The organism is Streptomyces sp. NPDC090021, from assembly GCF_044748225.1.
In the GTDB taxonomy this organism is placed as follows: Bacteria; Actinomycetota; Actinomycetes; order Streptomycetales; family Streptomycetaceae; genus Streptomyces.
In genome coordinates this window covers 73802-92896 of sequence record NZ_JBIVFO010000033.1, presented here as the reverse complement: position 1 = coordinate 92896, position 19095 = coordinate 73802, and the positions used below count along the sequence as shown (strand labels likewise).

Here is a 19095-nt window from a genome sequence, read left to right as displayed (position 1 = left end):
CCTCTGTCCTGACGTCAACGAACAACGGTGCTCCGCACCGTTCCGCTTTCCCGCCCCGGCTGAAGCCGGGGATACCCAGCGGAGGAACTGATGGAAGGCACCATGCACGCCCCCGCAGACGACCTCGACTCGCCCTACGGACCGGCCGACACCGAGCGCTGGGCCGCCGAGCCCGACAAACGCCCCGGCCGCACCGCCTTCCAGCGCGACCGCGCCCGCGTCCTGCACTCCGCCGCCCTGCGCCGCCTCGCCGGGAAGACCCAGGTGGTCACGCCCGGCACGCGCTCCTACGACTGGGACGCCAGCCCCCGTACCCGCCTCACGCATTCCCTGGAGTGCGCCCAGGTCGGACGGGAGCTCGGCGCCGCGCTCGGCTGCGACCCCGACCTCGTCGAGGCCGCCTGCCTCTCGCACGACATGGGCCACCCACCCTTCGGCCACAACGGCGAGGAGGCGCTCAACGAGTTCGCGAAGGACTGCGGCGGATTCGAGGGCAACGCCCAGTCGCTGCGCCTGCTGACCCGGCTGGAGCCCAAGCGGTTCGTGCCCGGCCCGGCGGGCGGGGAGCCGGTCAGCGTCGGCCTCAACCTCACCCGGGCCTGCCTGGACGCCGCCACCAAGTACCCGTGGGCCCGCGGCGGCCACCCGACCGACCCGGACTCGGTCAAGTTCGGGGCGTACGAGGACGACCTGCCGGTCTTCGAGTGGCTGCGCCTCGGCGCGCCCGCCGACCGCAAGTGCTTCGAGGCCCAGGTCATGGACTGGGCGGACGACGTCGCCTACTCCGTGCACGACTTCGAGGACGGGCTGCACGCCGGGCACCTCGACCCCAACCTCCTGTTCGCCGAGCCCGAGCGCGCGGCGATCTGGCAGGTCGCCATCGGCCGCTATGTCCCCGCCGGCACCTCACCCGACGAGCTGCGGGCCGCCCTCGACCGGCTGATGGAGCAGGAGTGGTGGCCGCACGGGTACGACGGCTCCGCAGTCGCCCAGGCCCGCCTGAAGGACGCCACGAGCCAGCTGATCGGCCGTTTCTGCCTGGCCGCCGAGGGCGCCACCCGGGAGGCGTACGGGTCGGGCCGCCTCACCCGGTACTGCGCCGAACTGGTGGTCCCGCGCGAGGCGCGCAACGAGTGCGCGGTCCTCAAGGCGGTCGCCGACCTGTACGTCATGCAGCGCGACGAGCAGGAGCGCATCCGCGCCGACCAGCGCATCGTCCTGGCCGAGCTGGCCGAGGCGCTCAGCGCCCGCGCCCCCGAGGGCCTGGACCCGCAGTTCCGGGCCATCTTCGACACCGCCGCGGACGACCGGGCCAGGAAGAGGGCGGTCATCGATCAGATCGCGTGTCTCACCGACGCTTCCGCCCGTTCCCTGCACGCGCGTCTCACCCACCGCACCCGACGCGCCGAAGGGTGAGCCGATCGAGCCATTCCCCCTTCACGCGGCAGGCTCGGTGCGGGACGCTCGCATGTGGCCGCATGTGGCGTAGAGGTTATGAGGAGGCATCAGGTGGTCGACGCACACAGGACGTTCGTCATCGTCGGCGCAGGGCTCGCCGGGGCCAAGGCGGCCGAGACGCTGAGGTCCGAGGGGTTCACGGGGCGGGTGATCCTGATCGGCGACGAGCGCGACCATCCGTACGAGCGCCCCCCGCTGTCCAAGGGGTTCCTGACGGGCAAGGAGGAGCGCGAGAGCGTCTTCGTGCACGAACCGTCCTGGTACGCCGCCTCCGACATCGAGCTGCACCTCGGCCAGCCGGCCGTCCACCTCGACCGGGAGGCCAAGAAGGTGCTCCTCGGGGACGGCACGGTCGTGCACTACGACAAGCTGCTGCTGGCCACCGGCGCCGAACCGCGCCGCCTGGACATCCCCGGCACCGGGCTGGCCGGGGTGCACCACCTGCGCCGGCTCGCGCACGCCGAGCGGCTGCGCCACGTCCTGGCGGGCCTCGGCCGGGACAACGGCCACCTGCTCATCGCGGGCGCCGGGTGGATCGGCCTGGAGGTCGCCGCAGCGGCCCGCGGGTACGGCGCCGAGGTGACCGTCGTGGAGCCGGAGGCCACCGCGCTGCACGCCGTGCTGGGCCCCGAGATCGGCCGGCTCTTCGGCGACCTGCACGCCGACCACGGGGTCCGCTTCCACTTCGGCGCCCGGCTGACCGAGATCATCGGCCAGGACGGCATGGTGCTGGCCGCCCGTACCGACGACGGGGAGGAGCACCCCGCGCACGCGGTGCTCGCCGCGATCGGAGCCGCGCCGCGGACCGCCCTCGCCGAGACCTCCGGGCTGGCCCTCGTCGACCGGGAACACGGCGGCGGGATCGCCGTGGACGCCGCCCTGCGCACCTCCGACCCCGACATCCACGCGGTCGGTGACGTGGCGGCCGCCCACCACCCCGTGCTCGGGACCCGGCTGCGGGTCGAGCACTGGGCCAACGCGCTGAACGGCGGCCCGGCCGCCGCCCGGGCGATGCTGGGGCACGACGTCGCCTACGACCGGGTGCCCTACTTCTTCTCGGACCAGTACGACGTGGGCCTGGAGTACTCCGGGTACGCCCCGCCCGGCGGCTACGACCAGGTGCTGATCCGCGGCGACGTCGGCAAACGGGAGTTCATCGCCTTCTGGCTGTCGGAGGGGAGGGTCCTCGCCGGAATGAACGTGAACGTGTGGGACGTCACCGAGCACATCCAGGCCCTGATCAGGTCGAAGGCGCCGGTGGACCGCGAGGCCCTCTCGGACCCGTCGGTTCCGCTTGCCTCGCTGATCCCGGCGGAGGGGGCCTGACGGGTTTGTCCGCGCCCGGCCGTAGACTTCACGGGTGGCAGGACGGATCAACGACGACGACGTGAAGGCGGTACGGGACGCGGTCCCGATCGACGCCGTGGTCTCCGACTACCTTCAGCTGCGCAACGCGGGCGGGGGCAACCTCAAGGGCCTGTGCCCCTTCCACGACGAGAAGTCCCCTTCCTTCCAGGTGAGCCCCAGCAAGGGCCTCTACCACTGCTTCGGCTGCCAGGCGGGCGGGGACACCCTCGACTTCGTCATGAAGATCGACCACCTCTCCTTCTCCGAGGCGGTCGAGCGCCTGGCCGGCCTGGCCGGGATCACCCTGCGCTACGAGGAGGGCGGCTACACCGCCGGCACCAGCGGCCGCGGTGAGCGCATCCGGCTGGTCGAGGCACACCGGGAGGCCGCCCGGTTCTACGTCGACCAGCTGGACGGCCCCGAGGCCGAGATCGGCCGCAGGTTCCTGGCCGAGCGCGGCTTCGACCAGGCGGCGGCCGCCCACTTCGGCGTCGGGTACAGCCCGGCCGGATGGGACCACCTGACCCGCTTCCTGCGCGGCAAGGGCTTCACCGACAAGGAACTGATCACCTCCGGGCTCGCCCAGGACAGCCGCAGCGGCAAGCCGATCGACCGCTTCCGCGGCCGGCTGATGTGGCCGATCCGCGACACCAGCGGCGAGGTGGTCGGCTTCGGCGCGCGCAAGCTGCGCGACGACGACAACGGGCCGAAGTACCTGAACACGCCCGAGACCGCGATCTACAAGAAGTCCCAGGTGCTGTACGGCATCGACCTGGCCAAGAAGGAGATCGCCAAGACCTCCCGGGCCGTGGTCGTCGAGGGCTACACCGACGTCATGGCCTGCCACCTGGCGGGCGTCACCACCGCCATCGCCACCTGTGGCACCGCCTTCGGCGGGGACCACATCAAGATCCTGCGCCGCCTGCTGATGGACAACGCCACCGCCGAGGTGATCTTCACCTTCGACGGTGACGCGGCCGGTCAGAAGGCCGCCCTGCGGGCCTTCGAGGACGACCAGAAGTTCGCGGCGGAGACCTCGATCACCATCGCCCCCGGCGGGATGGACCCCTGCGACCTGCGCCTCGCGCAGGGCGACGCGGCCGTCGTCGGCCTGGTGGAGGCCCGCACCCCGCTGTTCGAGTTCGCCCTGCGCCACATCGTCGCCCGGCACAACCTGGAGAACCCGGCGGGACGGGCGGCCGCGCTGGACGAGGCGGCGCCGGTCGTCGCCAACATCAAGAACATCGCCATCCAGCACGAGTCGGCGGTCCAGCTGGCGGGCATGCTGGGCATCCGCGACGAGCAGTTTGTGGTCAAGCGGGTCGCGCAGCTCGCCCGGTGGGCGCGCGAGCGCGGCCAGGGCGGCCAGGGCGGCGCACCGCAGGGTGGCCGCCCCGGCGGGAGCCGGCAGCGGGGCCATCAGGCCTACGAGGACGTTCCGGCGCCCGCCGCCCAGCCGGCCGGCGGCCCCGCGCTGAACCTGCGCAGCCCCGCCCACCGCACCGAGCGCGAGCTGCTGAAGCTGGCCCTCCAGCGGCCCGCGCTGGTGTCCCCGGCCTTCGACGCGTACGGGATCGACGAGTTCACCGCACCGCCCTACGCCGCCGTCCGCCAGGCGATCCAGGACGCGGGCGGCGCCGCACCCGCCGCCGAGGACTATGTGGCCCGGGTGCGCGAGGCCGCGCCGAACGACACCGTGCGCGCGCTCGTCACCGAGCTGGCGGTGGAGGCGATCCACGCGAAGACGGTCGACGAGGTCTACGCGGGGGTCCAGCTGGTCCAGGTCCGGCTGCGCGCGGTCGACCGGCGGGTCCACGAGATCCAGGGCTCGCTGTCCCGGCTCGGCGCGCAGGCGCCGCCGGAGCAACTGGCAGCGGTCCAGGAGGAGCTGTGGGTGCTCCAGCAGTACGGGCAGCGCCTGCGCAACCGCGGCGCCGAGGGACTCTGAGGGCGCCCTGCCGGTCGGGCCCCGCGAGCCCGGCACGACCGGCGAGGCTTTCTAGTGCTGTGACCGGAAAGGTTCACCGCCTCACGACGCCCGGTACGGCACCTCGCCGCGTTGTCGGACCACGGAAGTACGTCCAGTACGAGCCGCGGCCCTCCGCCTTGCGATGCACCGCACCCGACGCCGCGAGACGGCAAACCCTTCCGGCCACAGCACTAGGGGGTGTCCCGGCCGGCCTCCGGGCCGGGTCGGGACGGCTCGGCCGAACGGTTGAACCAGTCTCCCCCGGGTATCTCCGTGCCCCTTTCCCGCAGGTCGCGGGCGATCAGCGGGGACGCCAGGTAGACCCAGGCGCGCACGGCGGTGCCGTCGGGGCGCAGGGCCTCGCGGGCGAACCGGTCGTAGACGTTCCCCGGCCGCCCCGGCCCCTCGTACTCCTCCAGCCGGTCCAGTTCGGCCAGCAGCTCCCGGTACGCGCCGGGCTCGGCGGTGATCAGCTCCCCGACGACGACGGCGCCCGGCCGGTGGACCGCGAAGGGATAGCCCGGACCGTCGTAGAGGGCCGCGTCCGGCAGGGTGGCGGGCTCCTCGGCGGCCGTGCGGCCGCGCAGGAACAGCGCGTGGTTGACCTCGCCCGGGCGCAGGGTCCCGTACACGAAGAACGGGAGCGCAGCGGTGGTCGTCTCCTGCGGCCGTTCGACCGATGTCACGAAGCCCTCCCTCGGATGTGGCGCAGCGTTCCGCGGCCGGGCCGCGGCTCCCGGCTCCGCTGCGCCCCACCACCGTACGCACCCCCGTCGCGCCGCCGGCCGGTGCCCGTGCGCAACGGCCGCCGGCGGCCGTACGGGGGGCCGGTCACCCGGACGGCGCGGGCGGCCCGGATGGCCGCACTCCCACCTTGACCTGCAGGAACGTGGCACAGCGACGCACCGAGGGGTCGAGCTGACGGAACATCAGCAGGCGCATGCCGAGCGGGCCGGGTTTCCTCGGACACACGACCCCGTGTCTTCAGGGAGAGTCCCATGCGCCGACGTACCGCACACGTGCTGACCGCGACCGCGCTGACCGCCGTCGCGTTCACCGGCCCGGTCGCCGGTGCGGTCGCCGCCGCGGACCTCGGCATGGTGGGCTTCGCACCCGGGGACTTCGCCCCGCTGGAGGTCTGGCCGAAGTCCGCCGCCCCGGGCGCCACCGTCACCGTGAACACCACGGCCTGCGGCCCCGGCAGCCACGCGGACGGCGATGCCACCACGGTCGGCGGCGGCCGGTTCAAGCTGGTCCCGGGCACCCACAAGGAGGTGGTCGTGGGACAGTTCCAGGTGGCCCGCGGCACCCGTCCCGGCACCTACGGCATCGGCGCGACCTGCGCGAACGGCAAGTTCGCGACCGGTGACCTGGTGGTCACCGAACGCGGCCCGCAGGGGCACGTCAACTCCGGGGTGGGCGGTGGCACGACCACCACCACCGACCCCGTCAAGATCGCGGCGGGAGCGGCCGTACTGGCAGCCACCGCCGTCGGCGGTACCTGGCTCCTGCGTCGCCGGGCGAGCGGCACGCGGAGCTGACGGACGCCCACCGCGGCTCCGGCCGCGGTCCGACCGGTACCGTCCCCCGTCGCCCGCCCCGCGAGGTCCCCCCGTTCGCGGGGCCGGGCGACGGCCAGTCACCTCGGACGAGAGGCTGAGGGGGTGCGCATGGCCCGCGACTTCCGCCCGACCGCCCGGCACGGCGGCCTCGTCGCGCTCGCCGCGTGCATCGGCGTCTGGCTCGTGACCAGCGGCTCCCGGGAGCCGGTCGGGCCCCCGCTGCCCTCCCCCGCCGAGGCGCTGACCGCCGCCGGCGTCGTGGGCCCCGGCATCGCCCCGCTGGTCGGCTCGCCGCCCGGGCGGATCAGGATCCCCTCCATCCGTGTGGACGCCCCGCTGGTCGGGCTCGGGCTGGACCGCAGCGGCCACCTCGAAGTGCCTCCGCCCGACCGGCGCGGCCTCGCCGGCTGGTACCGCGAGGGCGTCACCCCGGGCGCCACCGGCACTGCCGTGATCGCCGGGCACGTGGACGACTCCGCCGGGCCGGGGGTGTTCTACCACCTGGGTGCGCTGCGCCGCGGCGCCTCGATCGAGGTGCCGCGCGCGGACGGCCGTACGGCGGTGTTCACGGTGCACGCGGTCGAGGTCCACGACGCCAGGACCTTCCCGGACACCCGGGTCTACGGTCCCTCCCCGCGGGCCGAGCTGCGGGTGATCACCTGCGGCGGCGGGTTCTCACCGCGTACGGGCTACCGCGGCAACGTGGTCGTCTTCGCCCACCTGACCGCGACGTACTGACCGGCCGGGGCCGGTCAGCCCCACTGCTCCAGGCCGAGCTTGACCACCAGCGCGCCGACCACGGTCAGCAGCACCCCGCGGACGAAGCCGCTGCCCTTCTTGAGCGCCATGCGGGCGCCGATCATGCCGCCGGCCAGGTTGAACACCGCCATCAGGGCGGCGAGCTGCCAGAGCACCATGCCCTGGTAGGCGAACATCGCGAGCGCCCCCGCGTTGGTGCAGCAGTTGACGATCTTGGCGGTGGCGGAGGCGGCGACCAGGTCGAGGTGGAGCAGGGCCGTGAGCGCGAGCACCAGGAAGGTGCCGGTGCCCGGCCCGATGAGGCCGTCGTAGAAGCCGATGCCGAGGCCGGCCAGACCGATGGCGAGCAGCACCCGGGCGCGGCTGACCGGCGAGGTGGAGGGGGCGGTGCCGAAGCCGGGCCGGAAGAGCACGAAACCGGCGACGACCACGAGCACCACTATGATCATCGGACGGAGCGCCTCCTTGCTGATGCCGCCGGCGAGTGCGGCACCGCCCATCGATCCGGCGAGCGCCGCCAGGCCGATGCGGACGGCCAGCTTCACGTCCACCGGGGCCTTGCGGACGTACGTGACGGCCGCGCCGGCGGTGCCGACGATCGCCACCGCCTTGTTGGTGCCGAGGACGGTGGCCGGGTGGGCGTTGGGCAGGCCCAGCAGCAGTGCGGGCAGGAGCAGCAGGCCGCCGCCGCCCACCACGGCGTCGATCCAGCCCGCCGCCGCGGCCGCCACGCACAGCACGATGATCATGGTCGTTGATATGTCAGGCACGAACCGACCTTATGGAGCTGTCAGTGCAGCGACCATTCATTTCCCGGAAAGTTGCGCAAAGGTTGAGCTTTGCCCGGGGCCGGGGCCCGGTCCGGAGCCAGAGGAAGGCCTCACCGGCCCTTGAACCGGGCGCTGAGGTCGGCGTTCCGTCCGGGTAACAGAGGCGATGCGGAGGGGAAACAGCGGCCGCGCACCCTCATGGCATGACCTCGGAAAAGCGTGTGGTGGTGATCGGCGGCGGCCTCGCGGGCCTGCGGCTCGCGCAGCGGCTGGGCCCGGCCGCGACGGTGACCGTCCTCGGCGAGGAGTCCCACGTCCCGTACAACAGGGTCCTGCTCGCCGAGGTCCTCGCGGGCCGGTACGCGCCGGAGGTGACCGCCCTCCCGGCCCCCGGCCCGGTGCTGCGGCGCGGAGTCCGTGCCGTTCGCGTCGACCGGGCGGAGCGGGCCGTGCACTGTGACGACGGCACGGTGGCCGCCTACGACACGCTGGTGCTGGCCACCGGCTCGAACGCGGTCCTCCCGCCACTGCGCGGACTGTTCGAGCCAGGGGGACGGGAACTACCCGACGGCGTCCACGCGTTCCGCACGATGGACGACTGCCTCGCCCTTTCGGCGGCGGTACGCCCCGGGGTGCGGGCGGTGGTGATCGGCGGGGGCCTGCTGGGCGTCTCGGCCGCCCGGGCGCTCGCCGCGCGCGGAGCGGTGGTGGTCCTGGCCCAGCAGGGCGAGCGCCTGATGGAACGCCAGCTGGACGCGGACTCCTCCGCCCTGCTGGCGACGCACCTGACCGGACTCGGCGTGGAGATCCACACGGAGTGCCGGGTACGCGGGCTCGTCACGGCAGGATCGCCGGCGGCCGCGCCGCCCGGGACACGGCGCGGCGCGGACACCCCGCGCAAGGTCACCGGCGTCGAACTCGCCGACGGCTACCGGCTGGACGCCGACCTCGTCGTCCTCGCCTGCGGCGTGCGCCCCCGCACCGGTCTGGCGCGGGCCGCCGGTCTGGAGATCCGCAAGGGCATCGTCGTCGACGACGAGCTGCGCACCAGCGACCCCCGCGTCCACGCCATCGGCGACTGCGCCGAGCACGCCGGGCAGGTCTACGGCCTCGCCGGCGCCGCCCTGGAGCAGGCCGACGCCCTCGCCGCGGTCCTGACGGGCGGCTCCGCCCCGTACACCGGCACCCGCGCCCTCACCCGCCTCACCCTCGGCGGGAGGGGCGACGGCTCCCTGGACCTCGCCGCCTTCGGCGAGACCACCCCCCTCCCCGGCGACGACGTGGTCCGCCTCACCGACGGCACCCGGCGGACCTACCGCAAGGTCGTCCTGCGCGGCGACCGCCTCGTCGGCGGGGTGCTGCTCGGCGAGCTCTCCACGGTGGGCGCCCTCGCCCGCACCTGGGAGGGCGGGGAAGCACCGCACGACCTGTTCCACCTGCTCACCGACGACGGAGGCCACTGACATGACCGAGCCCTCGCCCACGATCGTGCTCATCGGGCACGGCATGGTCGGCCAGCGCTACCTCGAGGCGCTCGCCGAGCGCGGGGTGACCGCCACGCACCGGATCACCGTGCTCTGCGAAGAGCCCCGGCCCGCCTACGACCGCGTGCACCTGACCTCGTACTTCTCCGGCAGCACCCCCGAGGACCTCTCCATGACGCCCGCCGGGTTCATGGAGGAGCACGGCATCTCCCTCCACCTCGACGACCCGGCCGAGCACATCGACCGGGCGGCCCGCACCGTCACCTCCCGCTCCGGGAGGGTGTTCCGGTACGACGTCCTGGTCCTGGCCACCGGCAGCTACCCCTTCGTGCCGCCCGTCCCCGGCAAGGACGCCCCCGGCTGCTTCGTCTACCGCACCGTCGAGGACCTCCTCGCCATCGAGGAGTACGCGAAGGACAAGACGACCGGCGCGGTCGTCGGCGGCGGGCTCCTCGGTCTGGAGGCCGCCGGCGCCCTCCAGGGGCTCGGTCTCGCCTCCCGCATCGTCGAGTTCGCCCCGCGCCTGATGCCCGTCCAGGTCGACGAGGGCGGCGGCGCCGCCCTGCTGCGCACCATCGAGTCCATGGGCCTCACCGTCCACACCGGTGTCGGCACCCAGGAGGTGGTGACCGGCGAGGACGGACGGGTCAGCGGAATGCGGCTCTCCGACGGCTCCACCGTCGCCACCGACCTCGTGGTCTTCTCCGCCGGCGTCCGCCCCCGCGACCAGCTCGCCCGCGACGCCGGGCTGGACGTCGGCGAGCGCGGCGGCATCGCGGTCGACGCCCGCTGCCGCACCTCCGACCCCCACGTCTACGCCATCGGCGAGTGCGCCCTCGCCGTCGACGGCCGCGTCTACGGCCTGGTCGCCCCCGGCTACGAGATGGCCGAGACCGCCGCCGACGACCTGCTGGGCCGGGAGAAGGAGTTCACCGGGGCCGACCTCTCCACCAAGCTGAAGCTGCTCGGCGTGGACGTGGCCTCCTTCGGCGACGCGCACGGCAACACCCCCGACAGCCTCGACGTCGTCTGGTCCGACTCCCGCTCCGGGATCTACAAGAAGCTGGTGGTCTCCCCCGACGGCGTCCTCCTCGGCGGGGTCCTGGTCGGCGACGCCGACGCGTACGGCCTGCTGCGCCCGCTCACCGGCAGCGTCCCGCCCGTCGCCCCCGAGCAGCTGGTCCTGCCCGCGGGCGTCGGCGCACCCGTCGCGCTGGGCCCGTCCGCCCTCCCCGACACCGCGGTGATCTGCTCCTGCCACAACGTCACGAAGAAGGCCATCACCGCCTGCTCCACGCTCCCCGAGGTCAAGAAGTGCACCAAGGCGGGCACCGGCTGCGGCAGCTGCATCAAGGTGATCGGGCAGCTGCTCCCGGCCGCCGGCGACAAGGGGCTGTGCGGCTGCTTCCCGTACACGCGGGCCGAGCTCTACGAGATCGTCCGCACCCGCCGGCTCACCTCGTACGAGCGGATCCTCGACGGCCACGGCCGTCCCGAGGCCCGCGGCGGCGACGGCTGCGAGGTCTGCAAGCCGGCCGTCGGCTCGATCATCGCCTCGCTCGCGGCGACGCTCGGCGCGAGCGGCTACGTCCTGGACGGGGAGCAGGCCGCCCTCCAGGACACCAATGACCACTTCCTCGCGAACATGCAGCGCAACGGCTCGTATTCGGTCGTGCCGCGGATCCCGGGCGGTGAGATCACCCCCGACAAGCTGATCGTGATCGGCGAGGTGGCCCGCGACTTCGGCCTCTACACGAAGATCACCGGCGGGCAGCGGATCGACCTGTTCGGCGCGAGCGTGGACCAGCTCCCGCGGATCTGGGCCCGGCTCGTGGACGCCGGGTTCGAGTCCGGCCACGCCTACGGCAAGGCCCTGCGGACCGTGAAGTCCTGTGTCGGGCAGACCTGGTGCCGCTACGGCGTCCAGGACAGCGTGCGGATGGCCATCGACCTGGAGCTGCGCTACCGGGGGCTGCGCGCCCCGCACAAGCTGAAGTCGGCGGTGTCCGGCTGCGCGCGCGAGTGCGCCGAGGCGCAGAGCAAGGACTTCGGGGTCATCGCGACGGCGAGCGGCTGGAACCTCTACGTCGGCGGCAACGGCGGCGCCACTCCCCGCCACGCCGACCTCCTCGCCCAGGACCTGTCGGACGCGGAGCTGATCCGGCTGATCGACCGGTTCCTGATGTTCTACATCCGCACCGCCGACCGGCTGGAGCGGACCTCCACCTGGCTGGAGCGGCTGGAGGGCGGCCTGGACCACCTGCGGGACGTGGTCGTGCACGACTCGCTGGGGCTGTGCGCGGAGCTGGAGTCCCTGATGGCCGACCACGTGGCGCACTACCGGGACGAGTGGGCCGAGACGCTCCAGGACCCGGAGCGGCTGCGCCGGTTCGTGTCCTTCGTGAACGCGCCGGGCGCTCCCGACCCGACCGTGAAGTTCGTCCCCGAGCGCGACCAGGTCAAGCCCGACCTGGCCGTCCTGACCATAGGAGGCTCCGTCCGATGACCGTGGAACTGCAGGTGGCGCAGGGCTGGCTGACGGTGTGCGAGCTGTCGGCGCTCGTCCCCGGGCGCGGGGTCGCCGCGCTGCTGCCCGACGGGAGCCAGGCCGCGGTGTTCGTCGACCGCGCGGGCCGTGCGTACGCCATCGGCAACCAGGACCCCTTCACCGGCGCGCACGTGCTCTCGCGCGGCCTGGTGGGGACGGCCGCGGGCCGGCCCTTCGTGGCCTCCCCGCTGCTCAAGCAGCGCTTCGACCTGGAGACGGGGCGCTGCCTGGACGACGAGGAGGTGGCGGTCCGTACCTACCCGGTGCGGACCGCCGCGACCTCCTGACGGCCCGGGGTGGGCCGGCCGGTCAGTCCTGCTTCTGGACGACGGCCGGGTCCATCCACATGATCTCCCAGGTGTGGCCGTCGAGGTCGTCGAAGGCACGGCCGTACATGACGCCGTGGTCCTGGGCGGGGCGCGGTTCGGTGGCCCCGGCCGCCAGGGCTCCGTCCACCAGTTCGTCGACGGCGGCGCGGCTCTCGGCGCTCAGGCAGAGGAGGACCTCGGACGTCCTGGTGGCGTCCGCGATCTCCTTGTGGGTGAAGTCCTTGTAGCGGGCTTCGGTCAGGAGCATCGCGACGATGGTGTCGCTGATGACCATCGAGGCGCAGTTCTCGTCGGTGAACTGGGCGTTGAAGGAGTAGCCCAGCTTGCCCCAGAAGGCCTTGCTGGCGTCCAGGTCCTTGACGGGCAGGTTGACGAAGATCATGGTCGCGGACATCGAGGTCTCTCTTTCCTGCTGCTCGGTCGGTGCTTTCGAGAGGTAGACCGAGGGGCCGCGGAAAACTCATCGCCGCTCGCGAAGTTTTTTGGATTTTTCTTCACGCCGGAGAAACCGCAGGTCAGGCGGCCGAGCGCAGCTCCAGCGCCGCGAGGGGGACAAAGCCCGTCGTGCCTTCGCCCCGCAGATCGGCGTCCGGGCCGGCGAGGCGCCGGTGGAGGGTCAGCGCGATCCGCTCGCCCTGGGCCTTGGCCCGCTCGGCGTTCGGCCCGCTGTGCAGCCCGTCGATCGTCGCGTGCCACAGCTGCACCCAGCGGCCGAAGTCGGCGGCGGTCAGCGCCCGCACCGAGTGCAGCGCGGTGTGCGGGGCGAAGGCGTTGCGCCGGTAGGGGGCGGTGCGGAAGAGGGAGCGCTCCCAGAAGTCGGCGATCCGGGGCAGGTGGACCTCCAGGTCCGTGCCCGCGATGCGGGTGAAATACGGCCCGATCCGCGGGTCGGCGAAGGCGGCCGTGTAGAAGCGGCGCAGCACGACGTCGAGGTCGGCCCGGCCCGAGATGTCGGCGGCGGCACGGTTCATGCCTCCACCGTCCTCCTCCCCCCGGCGCCTGCCCAGGGCACAAGGTCCCGTCATGGGTCATTTCACGCCACCGGGTGCGGCCGCCCGCTAAACCCCGGACGCCGAGACAGGCCGGAACTGGCGGGTCCGGCGCACCGGCCCGGCCGCACGGCGGGCGCCGGGCCGCCGGTGTCTTCGCGGACGCGGCGCTGTGCGAACGCCGTCGGCCGTACGCCGGTCCGGGCGCGGGATTCCCGCCGGGGCCGATGCCGCGCGGGTCGGAAGGGCCCAGGGGAAAAGCCGGGGCGACGCGGAAAGCGCCGCCGAAGGATTGAACGCCGAGCGGTCGTCCGGGCGTAATGAGGATTTGGCGCCACGTCAACTGGCGTCTCCTAGGTTCCTCGACGCGTGCGACCCCGCGTCCGACCGGCCGCGGGGCCTTCCTCCCACAGGAGTGACCGTGGAACGTCGTACCTTCCTGCGCGGCGCAGTGATCGGTTCGTCGGCCGCCGCCTTCGGCGGCACGTTGATGCACGGGGCGGCCTACGCGGCGCCCGCCCAGCCCGGTGCCGGTCCCTACGGGGCGCTCGGCGCCGCCGACGCCAACGGGATCATGCTCCCGAGCGGCTTCACCAGCCGGGTGATCGCCCGCTCGGGCCAGACCGTCGGCGGCACCTCGTACACCTGGCACAGCGCCCCCGACGGCGGTGCCTGTTACGCCGACGGCTCGGGCTGGATCTACGTGTCGAACTCGGAGATCAACCCCTCGGGTGGCGCGAGCGCGGTGAAGTTCAACTCCTCCGGCACCGTCACCGGCGCCTACCGGATCCTGTCGAACACCCGGCAGAACTGCGCGGGCGGCAAGACCCCGTGGAACACCTGGCTGTCCTGCGAGGAGGTCACCCGCGGCTTCGTCTACGAGACCGACCCCTACGGCGTGAACGCGGCGGTCCAGCGCCCGGCGATGGGCCGCTTCAAGCACGAGGCCGCCGCCGCCGACCCGGTCCGCCAGGTGATCTACCTGACGGAGGACGAGTCGAGCGGCTGCTTCTACCGCTTCATCCCCACCACCTGGGGCAACCTCTCCTCCGGCACTCTCCAGGTCCTCAAGGCCGGTACGGCCACCTCCGGCTCCTTCACCTGGCAGACCGTCCCCGACCCGGACGGCTCCCCGAAGGCGACCCGCAGCCAGGTCTCCGGCTCCAAGAAGTTCAACGGCGGCGAGGGCTGCCACTACGCCAACGACACCGTCTGGTTCACCACCAAGGGCGACAACCGGGTCTGGCAGCTCAACCTCACGAACAACACCTACGAGCTGGCCTACGACGACTCGCTCGTACCCGGCGGCGCGGCGCCGCTGACGGGCGTCGACAACGTCACCGGCTCCTCCTACGGCGACCTGTACGTCGCTGAGGACGGCGGCAACATGGAGATCTGCGTGATCACCCCGGACGACGTGGTGGCGCCCTTCCTGCGGATCACCGGGCAGTCCTCCTCCGAGATCACCGGACCGGCCTTCTCGCCCGCCGGAAACCGGCTCTACTTCTCCAGCCAGCGCGGTACGAGCGGCAGCTCCTCCGGCGGCATCACCTACGAGGTGACGGGCCCGTTCCGGACCTGACGTACGGTCCCGGCGGCCCCCGGCCCCTCGGCCCCCGGCCCTTCGGCGGGCCGGGGGCCGTCGGCGTCTCAGGAGGCCACGGCCCCACCCTTGAGCAGAGCCGCTCCCAGCGGGGTCACGGTGTGCAGGACCGCGTTGCCGCGGCGCAGGGTGGTGACCAGGCCCGCCTCGCGCATCACGCAGGCGTGCTGGCTGGCGGAGGCCAGCGAGACCCCGGCCCGGCGGGCCAGCTCGCTGGTGGTCGCGCCGTCCCCGATGGCCCGCAGCACGACCGAGCGGGTGTGACCGACCAGCTTGCCCAGGGTGCGCTGGCGCTGCTCCTCGGCGGGCCGGGCCGCCTCGCCGCTCCCCGGCGCGGAGGCCAGCTGGGCGGCGGCCGGGTACACCAGCACCGGCGGCAGCTCCGGGTCGTGCAGGGTCACCGCGGTGCGCCGGCAGAAGAAGGAGGGCTGGAGCAGCAGCCCGCGCCCTCGCAGCCGTACGTCCCGGTCCACCGGGTAGTCGCACTCCAGTACCGGGGCCCGCCAGCGCAGCATGGGCGGCAGCGAGGCCAGCAGCTCGTCGGCTCCGCCGTCGAGCAACGCGCGGCCGCGTGCCGCCCGTTCGGCTTCTATCTGGGCCTGTATGTGGGTCCAGTACGGCTCCACTGCGGCCCGGTGGTAGGCGCGCAGCTCGCCCATCAGCCGCGGGAGCTGCTTGGTGCCGCCCTCCATGAAGTCCCGCAGCCGCGGTGTCGTGGGCGCTCCGGCACCCAGCAGCTGGAGCTCCCGGCGCATGCGCTCGGGACGGATCCCGCGCAGCGCGTCGAGGCCCACGTCCCACCCGTACTGCCCCTCCACAGGGGTCAGGAAATCGGGGAAATAACCGCGACTCGGTATGAGCATACCGAGCGTGCGTGTTTCACTATTCAACCTGCTCCGGGTTTCCGTACGCCATTCACCGAACAACCGGGCATCGCGCCGGTCTCTTAAGCGGTGAAAGCTGAGAATCGTTTCCCACAACGCATCGGGACGCCCTGCCATCCGTACGCGTGCCAGGTCCACTCCAGTGAAATGGATACGCAGCACCGAACCCCCACCTGTGCAACCGCAATCCCCCCGCCCCATGAGTATGCACGCAGTCACACGTGGTCACCACGCCCTTTCGGCCACAGTTGAAACCCCTTTCGGCAGGGGCGTGACAACCGAAATCCTGTACTCCGCCGGGCACACTCCGGTGCGACCGAAACGCTCCGCGAAGGCCGTGGGGGGCTTTGCGGGGCCTGGCGGTCGGTCGCACCGGGAAGCGCCGACGTGCCCGGCAGAATGACAGCGGCGGTGGACGGGTGGGGATCCGTCCACCGCCTGCTGGCGTAAAGAGTTGTTGAACAACAAAATTGAGGCGCGCCCGCCCCCGGGCAGTCAGGGAACCCGGGGACAGGCGCGGTCTGTGGGGCCCTTGTGAGGGGCCGGTGGGTCAGCGGCTGTCGCTGCCCTTCGCCTCGGCGGCCGCACGGCCGGCCTCCAGGCGCGCCACCGGAATCCGGAAGGGCGAGCAGGAGACGTAGTCGAGGCCGACCTCGTGGAAGAAGTGGACGGACTCGGGGTCGCCGCCGTGCTCGCCGCAGACGCCGAGCTTGAGGTCGGGGCGGGTGGCCCGGCCCTGCTTGACCGCGTGGCGCACGAGGGAGCCGACGCCGTCCTTGTCGATGGTCTCGAAGGGCGAGACCCCGAAGATGCCCTTCTCCAGGTACGCGGTGAAGAAGCTGGCCTCGACATCGTCGCGGGAGAAGCCCCACACCGTCTGGGTCAGGTCGTTCGTACCGAAGGAGAAGAACTGCGCGGCCTCGGCGATCTGGGCGGCCGTCAGGGCGGCGCGCGGCAGCTCGATCATGGTGCCGATGGAGAGCTTGAGGGTGGTGCCGGTGGCGGCCTCGACCTCGGCGATGACCGCGTCGGCCTCCTCGCGGACGATCTCCAGCTCCTGGACGGTGCCCACCAGCGGGATCATGATCTCGACGCGCGGGTCGCCCTTGGCGTTCTTGCGTTCGGCCGCGGCCTCGGCGATCGCCCGGACCTGCATGGCGAACAGACCGGGGATGACCAGGCCCAGGCGGACACCGCGCAGACCCAGCATCGGGTTCTGCTCGTGCAGCTTGTGGACGGCCTGGAGCAGGCGCAGGTCGTTCTCGTTGGCGTCCTTGCGGGACTCGGCGAGGGCGACGCGCACCGACAGCTCGGTGATGTCGGGCAGGAACTCGTGCAGCGGCGGGTCGAGCAGGCGGACGGTGACGGGCAGGCCGTCCATCGCCTCGAACAGCTCGATGAAGTCCTTCTTCTGCAGCGGCAGCAGGGCACTGAGTGCCTCGTCGCGCTCGCCGTCGGTGTCGGCGAGGATCAGGCGCTCGACCATCTCGCGGCGCTCACCGAGGAACATGTGCTCGGTGCGGCACAGGCCGATGCCCTGGGCGCCGAAGCGACGGGCGCGCAGCGCGTCCTCGGCGTTGTCGGCGTTGGCGCGTACCCGCAGGCGGCGGACGCGGTCCGCGTAGGCCATGATCCGGTGCACGGCGGCGACGAGCTCGTCGGCGTCGTCGGCGCCGGCGTGCATGCGGCCCTCGAAGTACTCGACGACCGGGGAGGGTACGACGGGTACCTCGCCGAGGTACACCTTGCCGGTGGAGCCGTCGATGGAGACGACGTCGCCCTCTTCGATGACCGTCTCGCCGACCGTCATGCGGCGGCGCTTGGTGTCGACGTCGAGCTCCTCGGCGCCGCAGACGCAGGTCTTGCCCATGCCGCGGGCGACGACGGCCGCGTGGGAGGTCTTGCCGCCGCGCGAGGTCAGGATGCCCTCGGAGGCGATCATGCCGTCGAGGTCGTCGGGGTTGGTCTCGCGGCGGATCAGGATGACCTTCTCGCCGGAGCGGGACCACTTGACGGCCGTGTAGGAGTCGAAGACGGCCTTGCCGACCGCCGCGCCGGGGGAGGCCGCGATGCCGCGGCCGAGCAGGGTGGTCCCCTTCTTGCCGCCGGCACCCTCGTCGAAGCGCGGGAACATCAGCTGGGCCAGCTGGTGGCCGCTGACCCGCTGGAGGGCCTCGGCCTCGTCGATCAGACCCTGGTCCACGAGCTGGGTGGCGATGCGGAAGGCCGCGCCCGCGGTGCGCTTGCCGACACGGGTCTGGAGCATCCACAGCTGGCCGCGCTCGATCGTGAACTCGATGTCGCAGAGGTCCTTGTAGTGGGTCTCCAGCGTCGTCATGATCGTCATGAGCTGGTCGTACGAGGCCTTGTCGATGGCCTCCAGGTCCGCGAGCGGCACGGTGTTGCGGATGCCGGCGACGACGTCCTCGCCCTGGGCGTTCTGGAGGTAGTCGCCGTAGACGCCCGCGTGACCGCTGGCGGGGTCACGGGTGAAGGCGACGCCGGTGCCGGAGTCGGGGCCCAGGTTGCCGAAGACCATGGAGCAGACGTTGACCGCGGTGCCCAGGTCGCTCGGGATGCGCTCCTGACGGCGGTACAGCTTGGCGCGGTCGGTGTTCCACGAGTTGAAGACGGCCTCGACTGCGAGGTCCATCTGCTCACGGGCGTCCTGCGGGAACTCGCGGCCGGCCTCCTTGGCCACGATCTTCTTGAAGACCTTGACGAGCTTCTTCAGGTCGGCGGCGTCGAGGTCGGTGTCGACGGTGACCTTCTTGGCGGCCTTGGCCTCGTCGAGGGCGTCCTCGAAGAGTTCGCCCTCGACGCCGAGGACGGTCTTGCCGAACATCTGGATCAGGCGGCGGTAGGAGTCCCACGCGAAGCGCTCGTCACCGGCCTGGGAGGCGAGGCCGGTGACCGACTCGTCAGAGAGGCCGATGTTCAGGACGGTGTCCATCATGCCGGGCATCGAGAACTTGGCGCCGGAACGCACGGAGACCAGCAGCGGGTCGTCCGACTGTCCGAGCTTCTTGCCCATCTTCGACTCGAGGGCGGCAAGGTGGGCGCTGACCTCGTCGCGCAGCGCGGCCGGGGCCGAGCCGCTCTCGAGGTAGACCTTGCAGGCCTCGGTGGTGATGGTGAAGCCGGGAGGGACCGGCAGACCCAGGTTGGTCATCTCGGCGAGGTTGGCTCCCTTGCCGCCGAGAAGGTCCTTGAGGTCGCGGTTGCCCTCGGTGAAGTCGTAGACGAACTTCTGATCTTTGTTTTCCGACACGGGTCTCGACTCCTCGAGGCTCGGTGGCTGCCCTGACGGCCAGGAACATACCCAGATCGAAGGCTTCTGGGTACGTCCACTTGGCCGTCATGCGGACGTAACCACCCGTGCGCCAGCAGATC

General features: G+C 72.4%; 15 protein-coding genes. 9 read left to right on the top strand and 6 right to left on the bottom strand.

Annotated features, from left to right (window positions below; genetic code table 11):
* The first annotated feature begins 102 nt into the window (after positions 1-102).
* From ACIPXC_RS25250 to dnaG, 3 genes are all read left to right on the top strand, one after another.
* On the top strand, positions 103-1416 hold the full coding sequence (locus ACIPXC_RS25250; RefSeq protein ID WP_401622403.1) for a deoxyguanosinetriphosphate triphosphohydrolase: 1314 nt from the start codon (positions 103-105) through the stop codon (positions 1414-1416).
* Positions 1417-1509: 93 nt separating this feature from the next.
* Entirely contained in the window at positions 1510-2784 is a 1275-nt protein-coding gene (locus ACIPXC_RS25245) for an NAD(P)/FAD-dependent oxidoreductase (RefSeq protein ID WP_401622400.1), read from the top strand.
* 34 nt (positions 2785-2818) lie between these two features.
* Entirely contained in the window at positions 2819-4753 is a 1935-nt protein-coding gene (gene dnaG / locus ACIPXC_RS25240; protein ID WP_401622397.1) for a DNA primase, read from the top strand.
* 212 nt (positions 4754-4965) lie between these two features.
* On the opposite strand, the gene ACIPXC_RS25235 is transcribed toward dnaG, so the two are convergent.
* A complete protein-coding gene (locus ACIPXC_RS25235) occupies positions 4966-5460 on the bottom strand; it encodes a gamma-glutamylcyclotransferase family protein (protein WP_401622394.1) in 495 nt (164 codons plus the stop codon).
* A gap of 312 nt (positions 5461-5772) precedes the next feature.
* On the opposite strand from ACIPXC_RS25235, the gene ACIPXC_RS25230 reads away from it, so the two are divergent.
* Together ACIPXC_RS25230 and ACIPXC_RS25225 are read left to right on the top strand one after the other, a co-directional pair.
* A complete protein-coding gene (locus ACIPXC_RS25230) occupies positions 5773-6315 on the top strand; it encodes a hypothetical protein (RefSeq protein WP_401622390.1) in 543 nt (180 codons plus the stop codon).
* Between the two features lie 129 nt (positions 6316-6444).
* Positions 6445-7074: a class F sortase gene (locus ACIPXC_RS25225; RefSeq protein ID WP_401622387.1), complete on the top strand. Its 630-nt coding sequence runs from the start codon at positions 6445-6447 to the stop codon at positions 7072-7074.
* 14 nt (positions 7075-7088) lie between these two features.
* Here ACIPXC_RS25225 and ACIPXC_RS25220 read toward each other — a convergent pair whose 3' ends face one another.
* Positions 7089-7865 carry a sulfite exporter TauE/SafE family protein gene (locus ACIPXC_RS25220; protein ID WP_401622384.1) on the bottom strand — a complete coding sequence of 259 codons (777 nt, stop codon included), beginning with the start codon at positions 7863-7865 and terminating at the stop codon, positions 7089-7091.
* Positions 7866-8068: 203 nt separating this feature from the next.
* Here ACIPXC_RS25220 and ACIPXC_RS25215 point away from each other — a divergent pair, with 203 nt between their 5' ends.
* The 3 genes from ACIPXC_RS25215 to nirD are packed head-to-tail and all read left to right on the top strand — an operon-like array spanning position 8069 to position 12184.
* Positions 8069-9328 (top strand): NAD(P)/FAD-dependent oxidoreductase, encoded by a 1260-nt coding sequence (locus ACIPXC_RS25215; RefSeq protein ID WP_401622381.1) that lies wholly within the window; start codon positions 8069-8071, stop codon positions 9326-9328.
* Position 9329: 1 nt separating this feature from the next.
* The gene (gene nirB / locus ACIPXC_RS25210; protein WP_401622378.1) at positions 9330-11855 is read left to right on the top strand and encodes a nitrite reductase large subunit NirB; all 2526 of its coding nucleotides are present in this window, start codon (positions 9330-9332) and stop codon (positions 11853-11855) included.
* Entirely contained in the window at positions 11852-12184 is a 333-nt protein-coding gene (gene nirD / locus ACIPXC_RS25205; RefSeq protein ID WP_401622375.1) for a nitrite reductase small subunit NirD, read from the top strand. The genes nirB and nirD overlap by 4 nt, the downstream gene beginning before the upstream one ends.
* Before the next feature lie 22 nt (positions 12185-12206).
* On the opposite strand, the gene ACIPXC_RS25200 is transcribed toward nirD, so the two are convergent.
* Both ACIPXC_RS25200 and ACIPXC_RS25195 read right to left on the bottom strand, forming a co-directional pair.
* Positions 12207-12620: a VOC family protein gene (locus tag ACIPXC_RS25200; RefSeq protein ID WP_030957609.1), complete on the bottom strand. Its 414-nt coding sequence runs from the start codon at positions 12618-12620 to the stop codon at positions 12207-12209.
* A gap of 121 nt (positions 12621-12741) precedes the next feature.
* On the bottom strand, positions 12742-13197 hold the full coding sequence (locus ACIPXC_RS25195) for a group III truncated hemoglobin (protein ID WP_401622371.1): 456 nt from the start codon (positions 13195-13197) through the stop codon (positions 12742-12744).
* A 439-nt stretch (positions 13198-13636) separates the two neighbouring features.
* Here ACIPXC_RS25195 and ACIPXC_RS25190 point away from each other — a divergent pair, with 439 nt between their 5' ends.
* On the top strand, positions 13637-14797 hold the full coding sequence (locus ACIPXC_RS25190; RefSeq protein ID WP_401622368.1) for an alkaline phosphatase PhoX: 1161 nt from the start codon (positions 13637-13639) through the stop codon (positions 14795-14797).
* A 68-nt stretch (positions 14798-14865) separates the two neighbouring features.
* On the opposite strand, the gene ACIPXC_RS25185 is transcribed toward ACIPXC_RS25190, so the two are convergent.
* Positions 14866-15864, bottom strand: a complete 999-nt coding sequence (locus ACIPXC_RS25185) for a helix-turn-helix domain-containing protein (protein ID WP_381894146.1) — start codon at positions 15862-15864, stop codon at positions 14866-14868.
* A 388-nt stretch (positions 15865-16252) separates the two neighbouring features.
* Positions 16253-18973, bottom strand: a complete 2721-nt coding sequence (gene ppdK, locus ACIPXC_RS25180) for a pyruvate, phosphate dikinase (RefSeq protein WP_401622364.1) — start codon at positions 18971-18973, stop codon at positions 16253-16255.
* Between the last annotated feature and the right edge of the window lie 122 nt (positions 18974-19095).

Coding starts and splice junctions, on each gene's coding strand:
- ACIPXC_RS25250 (WP_401622403.1), top strand. CDS start 103: ATGCACGCCCCCGCAGACGACCTCGACTCGCCCTACGGACCGGCCGAC.
- ACIPXC_RS25230 (WP_401622390.1), top strand. CDS start 5,773: ATGCGCCGACGTACCGCACACGTGCTGACCGCGACCGCGCTGACCGCC.
- ACIPXC_RS25225 (WP_401622387.1), top strand. CDS start 6,445: ATGGCCCGCGACTTCCGCCCGACCGCCCGGCACGGCGGCCTCGTCGCG.
- ACIPXC_RS25215 (WP_401622381.1), top strand. CDS start 8,069: ATGACCTCGGAAAAGCGTGTGGTGGTGATCGGCGGCGGCCTCGCGGGC.
- nirB (WP_401622378.1), top strand. CDS start 9,330: ATGACCGAGCCCTCGCCCACGATCGTGCTCATCGGGCACGGCATGGTC.
- nirD (WP_401622375.1), top strand. CDS start 11,852: ATGACCGTGGAACTGCAGGTGGCGCAGGGCTGGCTGACGGTGTGCGAG.
- ACIPXC_RS25200 (WP_030957609.1), bottom strand. CDS start 12,620: ATGTCCGCGACCATGATCTTCGTCAACCTGCCCGTCAAGGACCTGGAC.
- ACIPXC_RS25195 (WP_401622371.1), bottom strand. CDS start 13,197: ATGAACCGTGCCGCCGCCGACATCTCGGGCCGGGCCGACCTCGACGTC.